An 18,298-nucleotide genomic window follows, 5' to 3' on the forward strand; every position below is an offset into this window, starting at 1 on the left:
CCGCAAAGAAACGCCGCCATGATAACCAGTCGGGGGCCGCTTGTCCGGCCCGGTCGCTCGAAGGCCTTAACCGAAAGCAGAATTTGAGTGGAGAAAACCATGAGTGCAGCACAAAGCGTCGGCCCGCAGGCTTTGCCGGCACTGCAGGAACAAGTCGAGCAGATCATCGCCGAGGCCAAGCGCCAGGGCGCCAGTGCCTGCGAAGTGGCGGTTTCTCTGGAGCAGGGCCTGTCGACTTCGGTTCGCCAGCGGGAAGTGGAAACCGTCGAATTCAATCGCGACCAGGGTTTTGGCATCACGCTCTACGTCGGTCAGCGCAAGGGCTCGGCCAGCACTTCGGCCAGTGGTCCCGAGGCGATTCGCGAGACCGTTGCCGCGGCCCTGGCCATCGCCAAGCACACCTCGGAAGACGAAAGCTCGGGGCTGGCCGATGCCGCCCTGATGGCCCGGGATGTGCCGGACTTCGACCTGTTCCATGCCTGGGACATTACCCCGGAACAAGCCATCGAACGGGCGCTGACTTGTGAGGCCGCGGCCTTTGCCGCCGACAGCCGGATCAAGAACGCCGACGGCACCACCCTGAGCACCCACCAGGGCTGCCGTGTGTACGGCAACAGCCACGGTTTTATCGGCGGTTATGCTTCGACTCGGCACAGCTTGAGCTGCGTGATGATCGCCGAGGCCGACGGCCAGATGCAGCGTGACTACTGGTACGACGTCAATCGCCAGGGCCATCTGCTGACGGACCCGGTGACCATCGGCCAGCGCGCCGCGCAACGGGCCGCGAGCCGCCTGGGCGCGCGTCCGGTACCGACCTGCGAAGTGCCGGTGCTGTTTTCCGCGGAGCTGGCCGGTGGGCTGTTCGGCAGCTTCCTCGGGGCGATTTCCGGCGGCAACCTGTACCGCAAGTCGTCCTTCCTCGAAGGCGCCTTGGGGCAGCGGCTGTTCCCCGAGTGGCTGACCATCGATGAGCGTCCGCACTTGATGCGCGCCCTGGGCAGTTCGGCCTTCGATGGCGATGGCCTGGCCACCTACGCCAAGCCTTTCGTCGAGAACGGCGAGCTGGTGTCCTATGTGCTGGGGACTTATTCCGGACGCAAGCTCGGCCTGCCCAGCACCGCCAACGCCGGTGGCGTGCACAACCTGTTCGTGACCCATGGCGAGGAAGACCAGGCGGCCTTGCTGCGCCGCATGGGCCGGGGCCTGCTGGTCACCGAACTGATGGGCCACGGACTGAACATGGTCACCGGCGATTACTCCCGGGGCGCGGCCGGTTTCTGGGTCGAAAATGGCGAAATCCAGTTCGCTGTCCAGGAGGTGACCATTGCCGGCAACATGCGTGACATGTTCAAGCAGATCATTGCTGTTGGTAACGATCTGGAGCTACGCAGCAACATCCGCACCGGTTCGGTATTGATCGAACGCATGACGGTCGCCGGCAGCTAAGTCGTAGCAGCGTCAACGAAAGCGCGTGTCCCGTCTGGGGCGCGCGCTTTTTTATTGCCTGGTTTTCGGCCACTGACAAACCGTAGCGACCTGGGCGGTGCAGTTTGGTCTTGAGCTTGTTTTGATTCTCAATATCATATAATAATAAATCTCATTATCGAATGAGCCTCAGGTCATGAGTTCTGCCTTGCACGAGCAGCCTTACCTCGAAAGCTGGCGCTGGATGAGCCGCCAGATCCGTTGTGCCCTCGATCCGGACGAGCCGCGCCTGATCGAGCATTACCTGGCCGAAGGGCGCTACCTGGCGTGTTGCACCGCCACCTCGCCCTGGCTGATCGCCGAAACCTCATTCCGCCTGTTGCTCGATACCGCTACCGATACCGCGCTGCCCTGGCATTGGCGCAGCCAGTGCCTGGACCAGGCCTGGCGCCCGTTGCGTGACTTGGAGCGCCTGTCTTTCTGCAAATGCCGGCTCAAGCGCTGGCAAAGCCATGCCTGGCAGCTGGCGACCTGCTCGTTGCTGCCATCCATTCCCCTTATCGAACTGGTGCAAGGATTTCCCGATGAGTAATACCCGTATCGAACGCGACAGCATGGGCGAACTGCATGTTCCGGAGCAGGCGCTGTATGGCGCGCAGACCCAGCGTGCGGTGGATAACTTTCCCATCAGCCACCAGCGCATGCCGGCGCAGTTCATCCGCGCGCTGATCCTGGCCAAGGCGGCCGCGGCCAAGGCCAACGTCGAGCTCAAGCAACTGAGCGAATCCCAGGGCAAGGCCATAGTCGATGCCGCCCAGGGGCTGCTGGAAGGCGACTTCATGCAGCACTTCCCGGTGGATATCTTCCAGACCGGGTCCGGCACCAGTTCCAACATGAACGCCAACGAAGTCATCGCCACCCTGGCCAGCCGCTTGCTCGGCGAGCCGGTCAACCCTAACGACCATGTGAACTGCGGGCAGAGCAGCAACGACATCATCCCGACCACCATCCACGTCAGCGCCGCGCTGGGTTTACATGAACAACTACTGCCGGCGCTGGTGCATCTGGTTCAGATCATCGAGCGTAAGGCGGTCGAGGTCCATCCGTTCATCAAGACCGGTCGCACTCACCTGATGGACGCGATGCCAGTGCGCATGAGCCAGGTGCTGGAGGGTTGGGCGCAGCAGCTCAAGGCCAATATCGGTCATCTGCAGGATCTGCTGCCGAGCCTGCAATCCCTGGCGCAGGGCGGTACCGCGGTGGGCACCGGGATCAACGCTCACCCACAGTTCGCCACGGGCTTCAGCCGGCAACTGAGCAGCCTGACCCAGGTGCAGTTCACGCCGGGCAGGAACCTGTTTGCCCTGATTGGTTCCCAGGACACCGCGGTGGCGGTTTCCGGCCAGCTCAAGGCCATCGCGGTCACCTTGATGAAGATCGCCAACGACCTGCGCTGGATGAACTCCGGGCCGTTGGCCGGCCTCGGTGAGATTGAGCTGGAAGGGTTGCAACCGGGCTCTTCGATCATGCCGGGCAAGGTCAACCCGGTGATTCCGGAGGCCACGGCGATGGTGGCGGCCCAGGTGATTGGCAACGACACCACGATCACGGTGGCGGGACAGTCGGGCAACTTCGAGCTGAACGTCATGCTACCGATCATCGCCCAGAACCTGTTGAGCAGCATCGAGCTGTTGGCCAACTCCAGCCGCCTGCTGGCGGACAAGGCGATTGCCAGCTTCAAGGTCAACGAACCCAAACTCAAGGAGGCGCTGTCGCGCAACCCGATCCTGGTCACGGCGCTCAACCCGATCATCGGTTACCAGAAGGCTGCTGAAATCGCCAAGACCGCCTACAAGCAGGGACGCCCGGTAATCGACGTCGCCCTTGAACACACTGATCTGTCACGCAGCCAGTTGGAGATCCTGCTCGATCCGGAAAAACTCACCGCGGGCGGCGTGTAAATCCCGACATTGCTTTGGAGGTTCACCATGGAGCACTGGAAACGCACGATCGAAAGGGCAAACCGTTTCTTCATGCAGGGCGACCTGGTGGATGCCCGTGAGTATTACTTGCAGGCCCTGGCCCTGGCGCAGGTGCTGTTCGAGCGCTGGAGCGATGCCGATGAAGCAGTCGCGGCCTGTGTCATCTCCCATCACAACCTGGCGGACCTGCACCTGCGCCTGAACCAACCGGAGGAGAGCGCGGAATACCTCTGCGCCATCCATCAGCGGCTGTTGCAGACCATGCAGGACAACCGCCTGGCGCCAGCGCTGCGGGAAGCCGCGTTGCGCCAGAGCAGCAAGACCTACGTCGAGTTGCTCAGCTTCATCAGTGAGCACGGTGAATACCCCCGTACGCATCGCCTGCTGGAAAGCAATGTCGCGCAATCGACTTCCGGCGGTGCGACCCCGAATGCCCCTTATTACGGAGCACATTGATATGTCCTTTACCTTGCCTGCATTGCCCTACGCCTACGACGCCCTGGAACCGCACATCGATGCGCAGACCATGGAGATTCACTACACCAAGCATCACCAGACCTATATCAACAATCTCAACGCGGCCGTGGAAGGTACCGAATGGGCCGACTGGTCGGTGGAAAAACTGGTGGCCGGGGTCCAGCAGCTGCCGGAGAAACTGCGGGCAGCGGTCATCAACCAGGGCGGTGGCCATGCCAACCATTCGTTGTTCTGGGCGGTGATGGCGCCAACCGGCGGAGGCAAGCCGGACGGTGCGCTGGCCAAGGCAATCGACGAGCAGTTGGGTGGTTTCGAGCGTTTCAAGGAAGCCTTCACCAAGGCCGCGCTCACTCGTTTCGGCAGCGGTTGGGCCTGGCTCAGCATGACCCCGCAAAAGACATTGGTCGTCGAGAGCAGCGGTAACCAGGACAGCCCATTGATGAACGGCAATACCCCAATTCTCGGTCTGGACGTGTGGGAGCACGCCTATTACCTGCGTTACCAGAATCGGCGGCCGGAATACATCAATGCGTTCTACAACGTGATCAATTGGCCTGAAGTAGCCCAGCGCTATCAGGCCACACTGGTTTGAGCCCCTACCTATAAAAAGACCTAAGGCTGACTATGGGCACTGAAACACTGACGATCAGCAGCGGGCGGATGTTTCGTTACGCGTTCGGTTCGCTGTTGCTGTTGGCGGGTACTGCATTGCTGGTTGCCCAGGGCTTGTCCTGGCTGGACCTGGAGCCGCGCTTGTCGCGTGCGTTGCAGGGCGGGGCGGTCTGTGCCCTGGGAACCGCGCTGGGGGCCGTGCCGGTGCTGGTCATTCGCAAGATGCCGCTGGCACTGAGTGACACCCTGTTGGGATTCGGCGCCGGGGTGATGCTGGCGGCCACGGCCTTTTCGCTGATCGTGCCCGGGATCGCCGCGGCGGAAAAACTCGGGTTGTCGCCTTGGGCTTCGAGCGGCCTGATCTGCTTCGGCATCATGCTCGGTGCCTTGGGGCTGTTTCTGGTGGATCGCAGGATGTCGGGAGGCAGCCCGGAGAAACTGGTGGGCACCCTTGAGCATCCGGTCATTCCGCCGCGAATCTGGCTGTTTGTGTTGGCCATCATCGCCCACAACATTCCTGAAGGCATGGCCGTAGGCGTTTCCGCGGGCGGCGGCATGCCGGAGGCGGATAGCCTGGCCATGGGCATCGCCTTGCAGGATGTGCCGGAAGGCCTGGTGATTGCTCTGGTGCTGGCTGGCGCCGGCATGTCCAGGGTCAAGGCGTTCCTGATCGGTGCCGCTTCGGGCCTGGTGGAGCCGGTGTTCGCGTTGCTTTGTGCGTGGCTGGTGAGCCTGGCCGAGATGCTGTTGCCGCTCGGGCTGGCGTTGGCGGCGGGGGCCATGCTGCTGGTGGTGACCCACGAAGTGATCCCCGAATCACGACGCAACGGTCATGAAAAGCTGGCGAGCCTGGGCTTGTGTGTCGGCTTTTGCCTGATGATGGTCATGGATACGGCGCTCGCCTGAGTGCCTTTCGGCGGGTTTGCCTCGCCGACCTTACTCGCCTTCGTCGAAGAAGTTATTGATCAGTGCTACCAACGCTTCCAGCGCCTCCTGCTCCTGTTCGCCTTCGGTCTTCAGATGAATCTTGGTGCCCTTGCCGGCGGCCAGCATCATCATCGCCATGATGCTCTTGCCGTCGACCATCGACTCCAGCGTTCTTCCGGCGCGGATCTGGCAAGGAAACTGACCGGCCACGCCGACGAACTTTGCCGAGGCACGGGCATGCAGACCCAGTTTGTTGATGATTTCGATTTCCAGAGCAGGCATCGCGGGGTAGATCCTTTCAGCTAAGGTCGCGGTGGCGAACCTGGACGTTCTTCAGGGACTTTTGCAGGACTTGGCCCAAGCGCTCGGTCAGGTAGACCGAGCGATGGTGGCCGCCCGTACAGCCAATGGCAATAGTGACGTAGGCGCGGTTGCTGGCGGCGAAACGTGGCAACCATTTCAGCAGGTAGCTGCAGATGTCCTGGAACATTTCCTCGACGTCCGGCTGGGCGGCGAGGTATTCGGCAACCGGCTGGTCGAGCCCGGACTGGGCGCGCAACTCGGGCTTCCAGTACGGGTTGGGCAGGCAGCGCACATCGAACATCAGGTCGGCGTCGACCGGCATGCCGCGCTTGAATCCGAAAGACTCCACCAGGAAGGCGGTGCCGGGTTCCGGCTGGTTCAACAGGCGCAACTTGATGGTATCGCGCAGTTGGTACAGGTTCAGGTTGGTGGTGTTGATCTTGAGGTCGGCGAGGTCGGCAATCGGACCCAGCAGATGGCTTTCGTCTTGAATCGCCTCGGCCAGCGAGCGATTGTTGCTGCTCAGGGGGTGGCGGCGGCGGGTTTCGGAAAAGCGCTTGAGCAGGGTTTCTTCGTCAGCGTCCAGGTACAGCACATCGCACTGGATATGCCGGCTGCGCACTTCCTCGAGCAGTTCGGGGAAGCGCGACAGATGGCTTGGCAGGTTGCGGGCGTCGATCGACACGGCGACCAGTGGCTGCGTCAGCTCGGTGTGGATCAGCGCTCGCTCGGCCAGTTCGGGCAACAGCCCGGCCGGCAGGTTATCGATGCAGTAATAGCCATTGTCCTCGAGTACATCGAGGGCGGTGCTTTTACCCGAGCCGGACCGGCCGCTGACGATGATCAAACGCATGATTACTGACCGTTCTGTTCGTCCAGGACAACCTTGTACAAGGCTTCATTGCTGGTGGCGCTGCGCAGCTTGTCGCGCACCTCTTTGCGGTCCAGCATGCTGGCAATCTGCCGAAGCAGTTCCAGGTGCGCATCGGTGGCGGCTTCCGGGACCAGCAGTACGAACAGTAGGTCGACCGGTGCGCCGTCGATGGCGTCGAAATCGATGGGAGCGTCCAAGTGCATCAGGGCACTGATGGGCGACTCACAGCCTTTGAGGCGGCAGTGTGGAATGGCGATGCCGTTGCCAAAACCGGTAGACCCCAGTTTTTCACGGGCAATCAGGCTTTCGAAGACATCTTGCATCTCCAGATCAGGCACTTCGCGGCTGATCAGGTTGGCAATTTGTTCGAGGGCGCGTTTTTTACTGCCGCCCGGCACGTTCACCAGGGAACGGCCGGGGGTCAGGATGCTTTCAAGTCGGATCATGGGAGGGGAGTGTTAGCGACCCGTGCCTTGGAGAAGGTGGAGTTGCTTTTCCTTATGCTTTTTCAGTTGGCGGTCAAGCTTGTCCGTGAGCAAGTCGATTGCGGCATACATGTCGTCATGTTCTGCATTGGCAACGACTTCCCCACCATGGATGTGCAGCGTGGCCTCGATTTTCTGCTTCAGTTTCTCGACGGCCAGCGTTACCTGCACATTGGTAATCTTGTCAAAGTGCCGCTCCAGTCGGTCGAGTTTTTCGCCGATGTAAGCGCGCAGAGGTTCGGTCACTTCCAGTTGGTGTCCACTGATGTTGACTTGCATACAGCTTCTCCTTCGTTGCCAGTGCATAAAGCGGCAGGTCGATTGACCTGCCACTGGAACGCTGTGGCGAGCCCGGCGGCTACATCAACCGCTTCCGTTCGCTGGAAGGCGCGATCCCCAGGGATTCGCGGTACTTGGCGACGGTACGACGGGCTACCTGAATGCCTTGTGCCTCCAGTAAACCAGCGATCTTGCTGTCACTCAACGGCTTTTTCTGATTTTCCGCGGCGACCAGTTTTTTGATGATCGCGCGGATCGCCGTGGACGAGCATTCGCCGCCTTCGGAGGTACTTACGTGGCTGGAGAAAAAGTATTTCAGTTCATAAATGCCCCGTGGGGTATGCATGAATTTTTGCGTGGTCACCCGTGAAATCGTCGACTCGTGCATGCCCACCGCTTCGGCGATGTCATGCAGGACCAGCGGTTTCATCGCCTCGTCGCCGTACTCGAGGAAGCCGCGCTGATGCTCGACGATCTGGGTGGCGACTTTCATCAGGGTTTCGTTACGGCTCTGCAGGCTCTTGATGAACCAGCGGGCCTCCTGCAGTTGGTTGCGCATGAAGGTGTTGTCGGCGCTGGTATCGGCGCGCCGCACGAAGCCGGCGTACTGCGGGTTGACGCGCAGGCGCGGCACGGACTCCTGGTTCAGCTCCACCAGCCAGCGTTCGTTGTCCTTGCGCACGATGACGTCGGGAACCACGTATTCGGCTTCGGTGGACTCGATTTGCGAGCCCGGTCGTGGGTTGAGGCTCTGCACCAGTTCGATGACCTGGCGCAGTTCGTCTTCCTTGAGCTTCATGCGCCGCATCAGCTGGCTGTAGTCGCGGCTGCCGAGCAGGTCGATGAAGTCGGTGACCAGGCGCTTGGCTTCAGTCAGCCAAGGGGTCTTGGCAGGTAGCTGGCGCAGTTGCAGCAGCAGGCACTCACCCAGGTTGCGGGCGCCGATGCCGGCGGGTTCGAATTGCTGGATGCGGTGCAGGACGGCCTCGATTTCGTCGAGTTCGATGTCCAGCTCCGGATCGAAGGCTTCGAGGATTTCCTCGAGGGTTTCGTCCAGATAGCCCTGATTGTTGATGCAGTCGATCAGGGTCACCGCGATCAGGCGATCGGTGTCGGACATGGGCGCCAGGTTCAACTGCCAGAGCAGATGGCTCTGCAGGCTTTCGCCGGCCGAAGTGCGGGTGGTGAAGTCCCACTCGTCGTCATCGTTGCTGGGCAGGCTGCTGGCGCTGGTCTGGTAGACGTCTTCCCAGGCGGTGTCGACCGGCAGGTCGTTGGGAATGCGCTCGTTCCATTCACCGTCCTCGAGGTTGTCCACCGTCGGAGCGGTTTCCTGGTAGGAGGGTTCCTGGATATCGGTATTGGGTTTCTGCTCGGCGTTGTCGGCCAGCGGATCGGTGTTATCGAAGTCGTCGCCTTCTTCCTGGCGCTCGAGCATCGGGTTGGACTCCAGGGCCTCCTGGATTTCCTGTTGCAGGTCCAGGGTCGACAATTGGAGCAGGCGGATGGCCTGTTGCAGCTGCGGTGTCATCGTCAGCTGCTGGCCCATTCTGAGGACTAGCGATGGTTTCATGGCAGGGGCTTAACACCTTATTCGCCGGCGCACATGCGCCATCCACTACAGGGCGCGTGAGCGCCAAACATAAGCAAATTATATGCCTGAAACTGAAGTGTTTGCCTAGAGCGCTGTAACAATAAAAACAGCAGGGTTTTATTGGGGCGGGCGCTCTGGCGACCAGCCAAACACCTCAGGGCTTACAGGCGGAACTCATGGCCCAGGTAAACTTCCTTGACCAGCTCGTTGGCGAGGATGGTTTCGGCGTCGCCTTCGGCGATCAGTTGACCGTCGTTGACGATGTAGGCGGTTTCGCAGATATCCAGGGTTTCACGGACGTTGTGGTCGGTGATGAGCACGCCGATGCCCTTGGCCTTCAGGTGATGAATGATCTGCTTGATGTCGCCTACCGAGATCGGGTCCACGCCGGCGAAGGGTTCGTCGAGCAGGATGAACTTGGGTGCGGTGGCCAGTGCGCGAGCGATTTCCACGCGGCGACGTTCACCGCCGGAAAGGCTCATGCCCAGGTTGTCGCGAATATGGCTGATGTGGAATTCCTGCAGCAGGCTTTCCAGTTCCTGGCGACGGCCGGCCTTGTCGAGTTCCTTGCGGGTCTCGAGGATGGCCATGATGTTGTCGGCCACCGAGAGTTTGCGGAAGATCGAGGCTTCCTGCGGCAGGTAGCCGATCCCGGCGCGGGCGCGGCCATGCATCGGCTGGTGGCTGACATCCAAGTCGTCGATCAGGATGCGTCCCTGATCGGCCTGGACCAGGCCGACGATCATGTAGAAGCAGGTGGTCTTGCCGGCGCCGTTGGGGCCGAGCAGGCCGACGATCTGGCCGCTGTCGATGGACAGGCTGACGTCACGCACGACCTGGCGGCTCTTGTAGCTCTTGGCCAGGTGCTGAGCTTTCAGAGTTGCCATTACTGGGCCTTTTCGTCAGTTTTCTTTTTCGGCTGGATGACCATGTCGATCCGTGGGCGCGACTCGGTGACCTTGCTGCCGGTAGCGCGACCGGCGCTGGCCAGCTTCTTGTTGGTGTCGTAGACGATTTTCTCGCCCTGGGTGATGTTGCCGTCCTTGTCGACGACCTTGGCGCGGTCGATCAGCACGACGCGGTTTTGCGCGGCGTGGTACTGGATGGTCACGCCGTAGCCCTGGACCGGCTTGGTATCGCCCTGGGTTTGGATCTGCTCGAAGTAGGCCAGGTTGCCCACCGAAGTCACCACGTCGATGTCACCGGTCTGGGTGCGTGTGATGGTCACGGTATTGCCGGTGACCTTCATCGAGCCCTGGGTGATGATCACGTCGCCTCTGTAGGTGGCTACGCCATTCTTGTCGTCCAGTTGAGCGTCGTCGGCCTGGATGCGGATCGGTTGCTGGCTATCGTTCGGCAGAGCCCAGGCGCTCACGCTTCCCAGTGCTGCGCCCAGACCGAGCAAAATAGGGAGGGTTTTAACGAGCCTCATACTGTCCTCTTACGTTCGATAGCAGGTTCATCCTGCCGTCTTTCAAATACGCTTTCATTCCCTTGCCAGTCGTCACGCCGCCGGCGCCGTCGATTCTAACGTCTTGATCGGTCTGCGCATATTGCTTCTGCGGGAATACTGTCATGCGGGTCGTGGTGATCAGCAGGTTGCGATTTTTCTCGTCGGTGCGGGAAACCCGTACCGAATCGATCAGCTCGACCTGGGTGCCATCCGGGTTGACTTCGCCGCGCTCGCTCTGGACGTGCCAGGGGAAGGCGGTGCCGCGATACATCTGCAGGTCCGGCTTGGTCAACAGTGTCACCTCGGTGGCCTTGAGGTGTTCGACCTTGTCGGACGTCATTTCGTACTGCAGCTTGCCGTCGGGCAGGTACTGCACGCTACGGGCGTTGATGGCGTAGTAGTCGATGGCGCTTTCGTCGACCTGCGCGACCGGCTTGTCGAGGAAGCGTTCCGGGCTGATGTTCCAGTACCCCACCGCCAGGAACAGCACGGTGATGATGCCGAAGATCAGGATGTTGCGAATCTTTTTGCTCAGCATGGGAGGCTCTATAAGTAGGCGGCGTGGGCCGCTTCAAGGCTGCCTTGGGCGCGCAGGATCAACTCGCAGAACTCGCGGGCGGCACCTTCGCCGCCACGGGCCTGGGTGACGCCGTGGGCGTGTTCACGGACAAAACTGGCGGCATTGGCGACGGCCATGCCCAGGCCGACCCGGCGGATCACTGGCAGGTCCGGCAGGTCGTCGCCCAGGTAGGCGACCTGCTCATAGCTTAGGCCCAGTTGGGCAAGAAGCCCGTCCAGCACCACCAGTTTGTCTTCGCGACCTTGAAACAGATGGGGAATCCCCAGGTTTTTCGCCCGGCGCTCGACCACCGGTGTCTTGCGACCGCTGATGATTGCCGTCTGTACGCCCGTGGCCATCAGCATCTTGATGCCCTGGCCATCGAGGGTGTTGAAGGTCTTGAACTCGCTGCCGTCTTCGAGGAAGTACAGGCGGCCGTCGGTCAGTACGCCATCCACGTCGAATACCGCCAGCTTGATGTTCTTGCCGCGTTGCAGCAGATCCGTGCTCATTACATGACTCCCGCGCGCAGCAGGTCGGACAGGTTGAAGGCGCCGATCGGGCGATCCTCCTTGTCCACCACGACCAGTGCGTTGATTCGATTGTCCTCCATGATTTTCAGGGCTTCGGCCGCGAGCATTTCGGCGCGGGCGGTCTTGCCGTGAACGGTCATGACTTCATCGATGGTGGTGTGGTGAATGTCGATGGTGCGGTCCAGGGTGCGGCGCAGGTCGCCGTCGGTGAAGACCCCCGCCAGGCGACCGTCGGCCTCGACAATGACGGTCATGCCCAGGCCCTTGCGGGTCATTTCCATCAAGGCATCCTTGAGCAGCGTGCCACGCTGGACCTGCGGCAGCTGCTCGTCGGCATGCATGACGTTCTCGACCTTCAGCAGCAGGCGGCGGCCCAGCGCGCCGCCCGGATGAGAGAAGGCGAAGTCTTCGGCGGTGAAGCCGCGGGCTTCCAGCAGCGCCACGGCCAGGGCGTCGCCCATGACCAGGGCGGCGGTGGTCGAGGAGGTCGGGGCCAGGTTCAGCGGGCAGGCCTCTTGCTTGACCTGGACGTTGAGGTTGACCTCGGCGGCCTTGGCCAGCGCCGAATCAGGGTTGCCAGTGATGCTGATCAGCTGGATGCCCAGGCGCTTGATCAGCGGCAACAGGGTCACGATTTCATTGGTCGAGCCGGAGTTGGACAGGGCCAGGATCACGTCGTCCCGGGTAATCATGCCCATGTCGCCATGGCTGGCTTCGGCCGGATGGACAAAAAACGCGGTGGTGCCGGTGCTGGCCAGAGTGGCGGCGATCTTGTTGCCGATGTGCCCGGACTTGCCCATGCCGACCACTACTACGCGGCCTTTGCTGGCCAGAATCATCTCGCAAGCGCGTACGAAATCTGCGTCGATATGTGGCAGCAAGCCTTGTACGGCTTCTATCTCGAGGCGGATGGTGCGTTGTGCCGATTGAATCAGGTCGCTGGATTGGCTCATGTCAGAAATCGTATAGCCTGATGAAAAGGCGGCGATTATAGCGGTAATGATCGATTCCCTCACGCAAGTTCGTCAGCCTTTGTCCTTCTATAGGCTGGAATTGTCCTATAAAGCCCGTTTTAGCCTGTCGTGATCCTGAACACGGATGGCTTCGGCCTTGGGGGCTCCGTATCAGCAGTGATATAGTTCGCCGCCAGTTCGGCCTGCCCTGGGCGCATGTACTCCCGGCAGGGAGCCAAGCATCCGAGTGAGAGGCTGCATCGCAAGGAGTTTAGATGAGTGCCGATAACGCCTACGCGGTCGAGCTGAAGGGACTGTCCTTCAAGCGCGGTGCGCGCAGCATCTTCAATAATGTCGATATCCGTATTCCGCGGGGCAAGGTCACCGGCATCATGGGGCCTTCCGGTTGCGGCAAGACCACGCTCCTGCGGTTGATGGGCGCGCAATTGCGTCCCAGCAGCGGTGAAGTCTGGGTCAACGGCCAGAACCTGCCCAAATTGTCGCGCGGCGATCTGTTCGACGCCCGCAAGCAGATGGGCGTGCTGTTCCAGAGCGGCGCGCTGTTCACCGATCTCGATGTGTTCGAGAACGTCGCCTTTCCGCTGCGCGTTCATACCCAGCTGCCGGATGAAATGATCCGCGATATCGTCCTGCTCAAATTACAGGCGGTCGGGTTGCGCGGTGCCATCGACCTGATGCCCGACGAGCTGTCCGGCGGCATGAAGCGTCGTGTGGCCCTGGCCCGGGCCATCGCCCTGGACCCGCAGATCCTCATGTACGACGAGCCGTTCGTAGGCCAGGACCCCATCGCCATGGGCGTGCTGGTGCGCCTGATCCGTCTGCTCAACGACGCGCTGGGTATCACCAGCATCGTGGTTTCCCACGATCTGGCGGAAACCGCGAGCATCGCCGACTACATCTATGTGGTGGGCGATGGCCAGGTGCTGGGGCAGGGCACACCCGACGAGTTGATGGATTCCGATAACCCGCGGATCCGCCAGTTCATGAAAGGCGACCCCGACGGTCCGGTACCCTTTCACTTTCCAGCGCCGGATTACCGCGCAGATCTTCTGGGGAAGCGCTGATGCGCAAAGTATCTTTATTGGAGCGAATTCGTCTGTTCGGTCACTCGGGCATCGACGTTCTCGCGGTGCTCGGGCGTTCGAGCCTGATGCTGTTTCATGTGTTGTTCGGTCGCGGCAGTATCGGCGGCAGCTTCGGCCTGTTGGTCAAGCAACTGCATTCGGTGGGCGTGATGTCGCTGGTGATCATCGTGGTCTCCGGGATATTCATCGGCATGGTACTGGCGCTGCAGGGCTTCAATATCCTGTCCAGCTATGGTTCGGAGCAGGCGGTGGGACAGATGGTCGCCCTGACCCTGCTGCGTGAACTGGGGCCGGTGGTCACGGCATTGCTCTTCGCGGGCCGGGCGGGCTCGGCGCTGACCGCGGAAATCGGCAACATGAAAGCCACCGAACAGCTCTCCAGCCTGGAGATGATCGGTGTCGACCCGCTCAAATACATTGTCGCGCCACGTCTGTGGGCCGGTTTCATTTCCCTGCCGTTGCTGGCGATTATCTTCAGCGTGGTGGGCATCTGGGGCGGTTCGTGGGTGGCCGTCGACTGGCTGGGGGTCTATGAAGGTTCCTACTGGTCGAACATGCAAAACAGCGTGACGTTCAATGAGGACGTGCTCAATGGCATCATCAAGAGCATCGTTTTCGCCTTTGTCGTGACCTGGATCGCCGTATTCCAAGGCTATGACTGCGAGCCCACTTCAGAGGGGATCAGTCGTGCCACTACCAAGACCGTTGTGTACGCCTCGTTGGCTGTACTCGGCCTGGACTTTATTCTGACCGCCTTGATGTTTGGAGATTTCTGATGCAAAACCGCACCCTGGAAATCGGTGTCGGCCTTTTCCTGCTGGCCGGCATCCTGGCTTTGCTGTTGCTTGCCTTGCGGGTCAGTGGCTTGTCCCCGACCTCGAGCACCGATACTTATAAACTTTACGCATATTTCGACAATATCGCCGGTTTGACGGTCAGAGCTAAGGTGACCATGGCCGGTGTGACCATCGGCAAGGTCACGGCTATCGATCTGGACCGCGACAGTTTCACTGGTCGGGTCACGCTGCAGTTGGAAAAGCGCGTAGATAACCTGCCGACCGACTCGACTGCATCTATCCTGACCGCTGGGCTGCTCGGCGAGAAATACATTGGTATCAGCGTCGGCGGCGAAGACACGTTGCTCAAGGATGGCGGGACCATCCACGACACCCAGTCTTCACTGGTGCTTGAGGACCTGATCGGTAAATTCCTGCTCAATACCGTTAGCAAAGACGCCAAATGAGGATTTTTTCATGATCTCTACCTTGCGACGTAGCCTGTTGGTATTACTGGCGGCATTGCCGTTGATGGCTCACGCCGTGGCGGCGCCTTCCGCGCATGATCTGGTACAGGACACCACCAACCGTCTGCTGGCCGACCTGGCTGCCAACAAGGAAAAGTACAAGCAGGACCCGCAAGACTTTTATGCGGCGCTGAACAGTATCGTGGGCCCGGTCGTGGATGCCGAAGGTATTTCCAAGAGCATCATGACGGTCAAGTACTCGCGCAAAGCCACGCCGGAACAGATGCGCACCTTTGAGGAAAACTTCAAGAAGGGCCTGTTCCAGTTCTATGGCAACGCCTTGCTGGAGTACAACAACCAGGGCATCGTCGTTGATCCTGCCAGGGACGAGTCGGGCGACCGTACCAGCGTCGGCATGACGGTCAAGGGCAGCAATGGCGCGATCTATCCTGTGTCGTACACGCTGGAGAAGATCAACGGCGAGTGGAAGCTGCGCAACGTGATCATCAACGGCATCAATATCGGCAAGCTGTTCCGCGATCAGTTCGCCGATGCCATGCAGCGCAACGGCAACGACCTGGACAAGACCATCAACAACTGGGCCGGCGAAGTAGCCAAGGCCAAGGAAGCGACCGAAAACTCGCCTGAGAAGGTCGCACAATGAGTGAGTCGGCCGTCCGTCTGGGTGAGGCCGGTGAACTGCTGATCAGCGGTGTGCTGGACTATCGCTCCGGCCCGGGCCTGCGCAAGCAGGGGCAGGCCCTGATCGCCTCGAGCACCGCAGCGGCGCTGGTGCTCGACTGTTCGGCGGTAGAGAAGTCCAGCAGCGTCGGCTTGTCGTTGCTGCTGGCTTTCATGCGCGATGCCGCGGCAGCCGGCAAGGCCGTCAGCATTCGTGCGTTGCCTGACGACATGCGCGAGATCGCCGAGGTTTCCGGTTTGACCGAGCTGCTGGCGCAGCCTTAGTAACCCATCGACAAGCAAGCCCCCCGTCAGAGTCCTGCTATGCGGGGTTCGCAGGCGCGGGGCTTTTTTGTATGATGTCCGACCCGCGCGCACAGGGCGCCGATTGAGGTTGAGCATGCAGGCCAACGAAGTGAAGAGCTTCCTTGAAGGAAAGCTGTCCGAGACTCTTTCATCCGTTCAGGTAGAAGTTGAGGGCGAAGGCTGCAACTTTCAGCTGAACGTGATCAGTGACGAACTGGTGGCCTTGAGTCCGGTCAAGCGTCAGCAGAGCATCTATGCCCATTTGAACCCGTGGATCGCCGATGGCAGCATCCATGCGGTCACTATGAAATTTTTCAGCAGCGCGGCCTGGGCCGAGCGCACCTGAGCCCAAGGGCGTCGAGATTCTTATGGATAAATTGATTATTACCGGCGGCGTTCGTCTTGATGGCGAGATCCGCATTTCCGGGGCAAAGAACTCTGCCCTGCCGATTCTGGCTGCAACCCTGCTGTGCGATGGCCCGGTCACGGTTGCCAACCTGCCGCACCTGCACGACATCACCACCATGATCGAGCTGTTCGGTCGCATGGGCATCGAGCCTGTGATCGACGAGAAGCTCAGCGTCGAAATCGACCCGCGCACCATCAAGACCCTGGTCGCACCGTACGAGCTGGTCAAGACCATGCGTGCCTCGATCCTGGTGCTGGGCCCGATGGTTGCTCGTTTCGGCGAAGCCGAAGTCGCGCTGCCTGGCGGTTGCGCCATCGGTTCGCGTCCGGTCGACCTGCACATCCGCGGCCTGGAGGCCATGGGGGCGGTGATCGACGTCGAAGGCGGCTACATCAAGGCCAAGGCGCCTGAAGGTGGCCTGCGCGGTGCGCACTTCTTCTTCGATACCGTGAGTGTGACCGGTACCGAGAACATCATGATGGCCGCCGCCCTGGCCAAAGGCCGCAGCGTGCTGCAGAACGCCGCCCGCGAACCTGAAGTGGTCGACCTGGCGAACTTCCTCAACGCCATGGGCGCCAAGGTTTCCGGCGCCGGTACCGACACCATCACCATCGACGGTGTCGAGCGCCTGCACTCGGCAACCTACAAGGTCATGCCTGACCGTATCGAAACCGGCACCTACCTGGTCGCCGCCGCCGTGACCGGTGGTCGCGTGAAGGTCAAGGACACCGATCCGACCATCCTTGAAGCCGTCCTGGAGAAACTCAAGGAATCCGGCGCCGAAGTCACCACCGGCGAGGACTGGATCGAGCTGAACATGCACGGCAAGCGTCCGAAGGCGGTCAACGTGCGTACCGCGCCGTACCCGGCGTTCCCAACCGACATGCAGGCCCAGTTCATCTCCCTCAACGCCATTGCCGAAGGCACGGGCGCAGTGATCGAGACCATCTTCGAAAACCGCTTCATGCACGTCTACGAACTGCACCGCATGGGCGCGAAGATCCAGGTCGAAGGCAACACCGCCATCGTCACCGGCACCGAAATCCTCAAGGGTGCCCCTGTCATGGCCACCGACCTGCGGGCTTCGGCCAGCCTGGTGATCTCGGCCCTGATGGCCGAAGGCGACACCCTGATCGATCGCATCTACCACATCGACCGTGGTTACGAGTGCATCGAAGAGAAGCTGCAGATGCTCGGCGCCAAGATCCGCCGCGTACCGGGCTAGTTTGCGTGATGGGCACAGGGACGTGCCCCAAGGTTTCGTTCCAAGTCGAGCCTGTGTTCAGGCTCGATGCGTGTCTGGCGCCGTTTGCGACCGGGCATGAGTATCCTGATAAGGACTTACGTTTCCCATGTTGACCATCGCACTGTCCAAGGGCCGCATCCTTGATGACACCTTGCCGCTTCTGGCTGAAGCCGGCATCGTGCCCACCGAGAATCCGGACAAGAGCCGCAAGCTGATCATCCCCACGACCCAGGCCGACGTGCGCTTGCTGATCGTGCGCGCCACCGACGTGCCGACCTATGTCGAACATGGTGCCGCCGACCTCGGTGTCGCCGGTAAAGATGTGTTGATGGAATACGGCGGCCAGGGCCTGTACGAGCCGCTGGACCTGCAGATCGCCCAGTGCAAGCTGATGACCGCCGGCGCCATCGGCGCGGTCGAGCCCAAGGGCCGTCTGCGCGTCGCCACCAAGTTCGTCAACGTTGCCAAGCGTTACTACGCTGAGCAGGGCCGTCAGGTCGACATCATCAAGCTGTACGGCTCGATGGAGTTGGCGCCGCTGATCGGCCTGGCGGACAAGATCATCGACGTGGTCGACACCGGCAATACTCTGCGGGCCAACGGCCTGGAGCCCCAGGAGCTGATTTCCATGATCAGTTCCCGTCTGGTGGTCAACAAGGCCTCCATGAAAATGCAGCACGCCCGCATCCAGGCACTGATCGACACCCTGCGCAAAGCAGTGGAGTCGCGACACCGCGGTTGATTCACTCGCGCGGCGCCAGCCGCGCCCGTCTATCCGTGTCATAGCCAATTTTCTCAGGTGCCCGCGCGAATGGACTGGTAGCTTAGGGTGCCTGAGCATTAGCCATTCA

At 60.9% G+C, this 18,298-nt stretch carries 24 protein-coding genes; 14 read left to right on the plus strand and 10 right to left on the minus strand.

Translation table 11 applies throughout. The annotated features are described in order from the left end of the window. The first annotated feature begins 99 nt into the window (after positions 1 to 99). From pmbA to H0I86_RS04565, 6 genes are all read left to right on the plus strand, one after another. The gene (gene pmbA, locus H0I86_RS04540; protein WP_180924190.1) at positions 100 to 1,446 is read left to right on the plus strand and encodes a metalloprotease PmbA; all 1,347 of its coding nucleotides are present in this window, start codon (positions 100 to 102) and stop codon (positions 1,444 to 1,446) included. A 175-nt stretch (positions 1,447 to 1,621) separates the two neighbouring features. Beyond that, positions 1,622 to 2,017: a hypothetical protein gene (locus H0I86_RS04545; RefSeq protein WP_007929895.1), complete on the plus strand. Its 396-nt coding sequence runs from the start codon at positions 1,622 to 1,624 to the stop codon at positions 2,015 to 2,017. Continuing rightward, on the plus strand, positions 2,010 to 3,386 hold the full coding sequence (locus H0I86_RS04550; RefSeq protein WP_180924191.1) for a class II fumarate hydratase: 1,377 nt from the start codon (positions 2,010 to 2,012) through the stop codon (positions 3,384 to 3,386). Before H0I86_RS04545 ends, H0I86_RS04550 begins: the two co-directional genes overlap by 8 nt. Before the next feature lie 27 nt (positions 3,387 to 3,413). After that, the gene (locus H0I86_RS04555; protein ID WP_180924192.1) at positions 3,414 to 3,863 is read left to right on the plus strand and encodes a DUF2753 family protein; all 450 of its coding nucleotides are present in this window, start codon (positions 3,414 to 3,416) and stop codon (positions 3,861 to 3,863) included. Between the two features lies 1 nt (position 3,864). Further along, complete coding sequence (locus tag H0I86_RS04560) at positions 3,865 to 4,476, plus strand: superoxide dismutase (protein ID WP_180924193.1); 612 nt, start codon at positions 3,865 to 3,867, stop codon at positions 4,474 to 4,476. A 32-nt stretch (positions 4,477 to 4,508) separates the two neighbouring features. Then, the gene (locus tag H0I86_RS04565) at positions 4,509 to 5,402 is read left to right on the plus strand and encodes a ZIP family metal transporter (RefSeq protein WP_180924194.1); all 894 of its coding nucleotides are present in this window, start codon (positions 4,509 to 4,511) and stop codon (positions 5,400 to 5,402) included. Between the two features lie 30 nt (positions 5,403 to 5,432). On the opposite strand, the gene H0I86_RS04570 is transcribed toward H0I86_RS04565, so the two are convergent. The 10 genes from H0I86_RS04570 to H0I86_RS04615 all read right to left on the minus strand — a co-directional run bounded on the left by H0I86_RS04570 (position 5,433) and on the right by H0I86_RS04615 (position 12,456). Next, complete coding sequence (locus H0I86_RS04570) at positions 5,433 to 5,705, minus strand: HPr family phosphocarrier protein (RefSeq protein WP_180924195.1); 273 nt, start codon at positions 5,703 to 5,705, stop codon at positions 5,433 to 5,435. A 16-nt stretch (positions 5,706 to 5,721) separates the two neighbouring features. Further along, positions 5,722 to 6,579, minus strand: coding sequence for an RNase adapter RapZ (gene rapZ, locus H0I86_RS04575; RefSeq protein WP_180924196.1), 858 nt, complete (start codon positions 6,577 to 6,579; stop codon positions 5,722 to 5,724). A 2-nt stretch (positions 6,580 to 6,581) separates the two neighbouring features. After that, positions 6,582 to 7,046 (minus strand): PTS IIA-like nitrogen regulatory protein PtsN, encoded by a 465-nt coding sequence (ptsN, locus tag H0I86_RS04580; RefSeq protein ID WP_007929873.1) that lies wholly within the window; start codon positions 7,044 to 7,046, stop codon positions 6,582 to 6,584. 12 nt (positions 7,047 to 7,058) lie between these two features. Continuing rightward, positions 7,059 to 7,364, minus strand: a complete 306-nt coding sequence (gene hpf, locus H0I86_RS04585; RefSeq protein ID WP_007929872.1) for a ribosome hibernation-promoting factor, HPF/YfiA family — start codon at positions 7,362 to 7,364, stop codon at positions 7,059 to 7,061. Between the two features lie 79 nt (positions 7,365 to 7,443). Further along, a complete protein-coding gene (locus tag H0I86_RS04590; protein ID WP_009047001.1) occupies positions 7,444 to 8,937 on the minus strand; it encodes an RNA polymerase factor sigma-54 in 1,494 nt (497 codons plus the stop codon). Positions 8,938 to 9,119: 182 nt separating this feature from the next. Then, positions 9,120 to 9,845: an LPS export ABC transporter ATP-binding protein gene (gene lptB, locus H0I86_RS04595; protein ID WP_009047002.1), complete on the minus strand. Its 726-nt coding sequence runs from the start codon at positions 9,843 to 9,845 to the stop codon at positions 9,120 to 9,122. Continuing rightward, positions 9,845 to 10,390, minus strand: a complete 546-nt coding sequence (lptA, locus tag H0I86_RS04600; protein ID WP_007929869.1) for a lipopolysaccharide transport periplasmic protein LptA — start codon at positions 10,388 to 10,390, stop codon at positions 9,845 to 9,847. Before lptA ends, lptB begins: the two co-directional genes overlap by 1 nt. Further along, positions 10,377 to 10,949, minus strand: a complete 573-nt coding sequence (gene lptC / locus H0I86_RS04605) for an LPS export ABC transporter periplasmic protein LptC (protein WP_097135947.1) — start codon at positions 10,947 to 10,949, stop codon at positions 10,377 to 10,379. The genes lptA and lptC overlap by 14 nt, the downstream gene beginning before the upstream one ends. 8 nt (positions 10,950 to 10,957) lie before the next feature. Continuing rightward, a complete protein-coding gene (locus H0I86_RS04610) occupies positions 10,958 to 11,482 on the minus strand; it encodes a KdsC family phosphatase (RefSeq protein WP_007929867.1) in 525 nt (174 codons plus the stop codon). Continuing rightward, a complete protein-coding gene (locus H0I86_RS04615) occupies positions 11,482 to 12,456 on the minus strand; it encodes a KpsF/GutQ family sugar-phosphate isomerase (RefSeq protein ID WP_180924197.1) in 975 nt (324 codons plus the stop codon). Before H0I86_RS04615 ends, H0I86_RS04610 begins: the two co-directional genes overlap by 1 nt. Positions 12,457 to 12,731: 275 nt before the next feature. Here H0I86_RS04615 and H0I86_RS04620 point away from each other — a divergent pair, with 275 nt between their 5' ends. From H0I86_RS04620 to hisG, 8 genes are all read left to right on the plus strand, one after another. Beyond that, a complete protein-coding gene (locus H0I86_RS04620) occupies positions 12,732 to 13,541 on the plus strand; it encodes an ATP-binding cassette domain-containing protein (RefSeq protein ID WP_009042197.1) in 810 nt (269 codons plus the stop codon). Next, a complete protein-coding gene (gene mlaE / locus H0I86_RS04625) occupies positions 13,541 to 14,338 on the plus strand; it encodes a lipid asymmetry maintenance ABC transporter permease subunit MlaE (protein ID WP_009047005.1) in 798 nt (265 codons plus the stop codon). Before H0I86_RS04620 ends, mlaE begins: the two co-directional genes overlap by 1 nt. Then, a complete protein-coding gene (gene mlaD / locus H0I86_RS04630) occupies positions 14,338 to 14,805 on the plus strand; it encodes an outer membrane lipid asymmetry maintenance protein MlaD (RefSeq protein ID WP_007929863.1) in 468 nt (155 codons plus the stop codon). The genes mlaE and mlaD overlap by 1 nt, the downstream gene beginning before the upstream one ends. A 10-nt stretch (positions 14,806 to 14,815) precedes the next feature. Continuing rightward, positions 14,816 to 15,469 (plus strand): MlaC/ttg2D family ABC transporter substrate-binding protein, encoded by a 654-nt coding sequence (locus H0I86_RS04635; protein WP_180924198.1) that lies wholly within the window; start codon positions 14,816 to 14,818, stop codon positions 15,467 to 15,469. Continuing rightward, on the plus strand, positions 15,466 to 15,771 hold the full coding sequence (locus H0I86_RS04640) for an STAS domain-containing protein (RefSeq protein ID WP_009047007.1): 306 nt from the start codon (positions 15,466 to 15,468) through the stop codon (positions 15,769 to 15,771). The genes H0I86_RS04635 and H0I86_RS04640 overlap by 4 nt, the downstream gene beginning before the upstream one ends. Before the next feature lie 115 nt (positions 15,772 to 15,886). Then, positions 15,887 to 16,138 (plus strand): BolA family protein, encoded by a 252-nt coding sequence (locus H0I86_RS04645; RefSeq protein WP_007929860.1) that lies wholly within the window; start codon positions 15,887 to 15,889, stop codon positions 16,136 to 16,138. Positions 16,139 to 16,160: 22 nt separating this feature from the next. Beyond that, a complete protein-coding gene (gene murA / locus H0I86_RS04650) occupies positions 16,161 to 17,426 on the plus strand; it encodes a UDP-N-acetylglucosamine 1-carboxyvinyltransferase (protein WP_007929859.1) in 1,266 nt (421 codons plus the stop codon). Positions 17,427 to 17,553: 127 nt separating this feature from the next. Then, positions 17,554 to 18,189, plus strand: a complete 636-nt coding sequence (gene hisG, locus H0I86_RS04655) for an ATP phosphoribosyltransferase (protein WP_007929858.1) — start codon at positions 17,554 to 17,556, stop codon at positions 18,187 to 18,189. Positions 18,190 to 18,298 lie beyond the last annotated feature (109 nt).

Origin of the sequence: Pseudomonas chlororaphis subsp. aurantiaca (assembly GCF_013466605.1) — a bacterium.
GTDB classification, from domain to species: Bacteria; Pseudomonadota; Gammaproteobacteria; order Pseudomonadales; family Pseudomonadaceae; genus Aquipseudomonas; species Aquipseudomonas chlororaphis_I.

Bases quoted from the DNA above. Each gene is read 5' to 3' on its own strand.
- mlaD (WP_007929863.1), top strand. From the start codon at position 14,338: ATGCAAAACCGCACCCTGGAAATCGGTGTCGGCCTTTTCCTGCTGGCC.
- mlaE (WP_009047005.1), top strand. From the start codon at position 13,541: ATGCGCAAAGTATCTTTATTGGAGCGAATTCGTCTGTTCGGTCACTCG.
- H0I86_RS04565 (WP_180924194.1), top strand. From the start codon at position 4,509: ATGGGCACTGAAACACTGACGATCAGCAGCGGGCGGATGTTTCGTTAC.
- H0I86_RS04615 (WP_180924197.1), bottom strand. From the start codon at position 12,456: ATGAGCCAATCCAGCGACCTGATTCAATCGGCACAACGCACCATCCGC.
- lptC (WP_097135947.1), bottom strand. From the start codon at position 10,949: ATGCTGAGCAAAAAGATTCGCAACATCCTGATCTTCGGCATCATCACC.
- H0I86_RS04560 (WP_180924193.1), top strand. From the start codon at position 3,865: ATGTCCTTTACCTTGCCTGCATTGCCCTACGCCTACGACGCCCTGGAA.
- rapZ (WP_180924196.1), bottom strand. From the start codon at position 6,579: ATGCGTTTGATCATCGTCAGCGGCCGGTCCGGCTCGGGTAAAAGCACC.
- murA (WP_007929859.1), top strand. From the start codon at position 16,161: ATGGATAAATTGATTATTACCGGCGGCGTTCGTCTTGATGGCGAGATC.
- H0I86_RS04555 (WP_180924192.1), top strand. From the start codon at position 3,414: ATGGAGCACTGGAAACGCACGATCGAAAGGGCAAACCGTTTCTTCATG.
- H0I86_RS04550 (WP_180924191.1), top strand. From the start codon at position 2,010: ATGAGTAATACCCGTATCGAACGCGACAGCATGGGCGAACTGCATGTT.
- lptA (WP_007929869.1), bottom strand. From the start codon at position 10,390: ATGAGGCTCGTTAAAACCCTCCCTATTTTGCTCGGTCTGGGCGCAGCA.
- hpf (WP_007929872.1), bottom strand. From the start codon at position 7,364: ATGCAAGTCAACATCAGTGGACACCAACTGGAAGTGACCGAACCTCTG.
- lptB (WP_009047002.1), bottom strand. From the start codon at position 9,845: ATGGCAACTCTGAAAGCTCAGCACCTGGCCAAGAGCTACAAGAGCCGC.
- hisG (WP_007929858.1), top strand. From the start codon at position 17,554: ATGTTGACCATCGCACTGTCCAAGGGCCGCATCCTTGATGACACCTTG.
- ptsN (WP_007929873.1), bottom strand. From the start codon at position 7,046: ATGATCCGACTTGAAAGCATCCTGACCCCCGGCCGTTCCCTGGTGAAC.
- H0I86_RS04645 (WP_007929860.1), top strand. From the start codon at position 15,887: ATGCAGGCCAACGAAGTGAAGAGCTTCCTTGAAGGAAAGCTGTCCGAG.
- H0I86_RS04590 (WP_009047001.1), bottom strand. From the start codon at position 8,937: ATGAAACCATCGCTAGTCCTCAGAATGGGCCAGCAGCTGACGATGACA.
- H0I86_RS04570 (WP_180924195.1), bottom strand. From the start codon at position 5,705: ATGCCTGCTCTGGAAATCGAAATCATCAACAAACTGGGTCTGCATGCC.
- H0I86_RS04545 (WP_007929895.1), top strand. From the start codon at position 1,622: ATGAGTTCTGCCTTGCACGAGCAGCCTTACCTCGAAAGCTGGCGCTGG.
- H0I86_RS04640 (WP_009047007.1), top strand. From the start codon at position 15,466: ATGAGTGAGTCGGCCGTCCGTCTGGGTGAGGCCGGTGAACTGCTGATC.
- pmbA (WP_180924190.1), top strand. From the start codon at position 100: ATGAGTGCAGCACAAAGCGTCGGCCCGCAGGCTTTGCCGGCACTGCAG.
- H0I86_RS04635 (WP_180924198.1), top strand. From the start codon at position 14,816: ATGATCTCTACCTTGCGACGTAGCCTGTTGGTATTACTGGCGGCATTG.
- H0I86_RS04620 (WP_009042197.1), top strand. From the start codon at position 12,732: ATGAGTGCCGATAACGCCTACGCGGTCGAGCTGAAGGGACTGTCCTTC.
- H0I86_RS04610 (WP_007929867.1), bottom strand. From the start codon at position 11,482: ATGAGCACGGATCTGCTGCAACGCGGCAAGAACATCAAGCTGGCGGTA.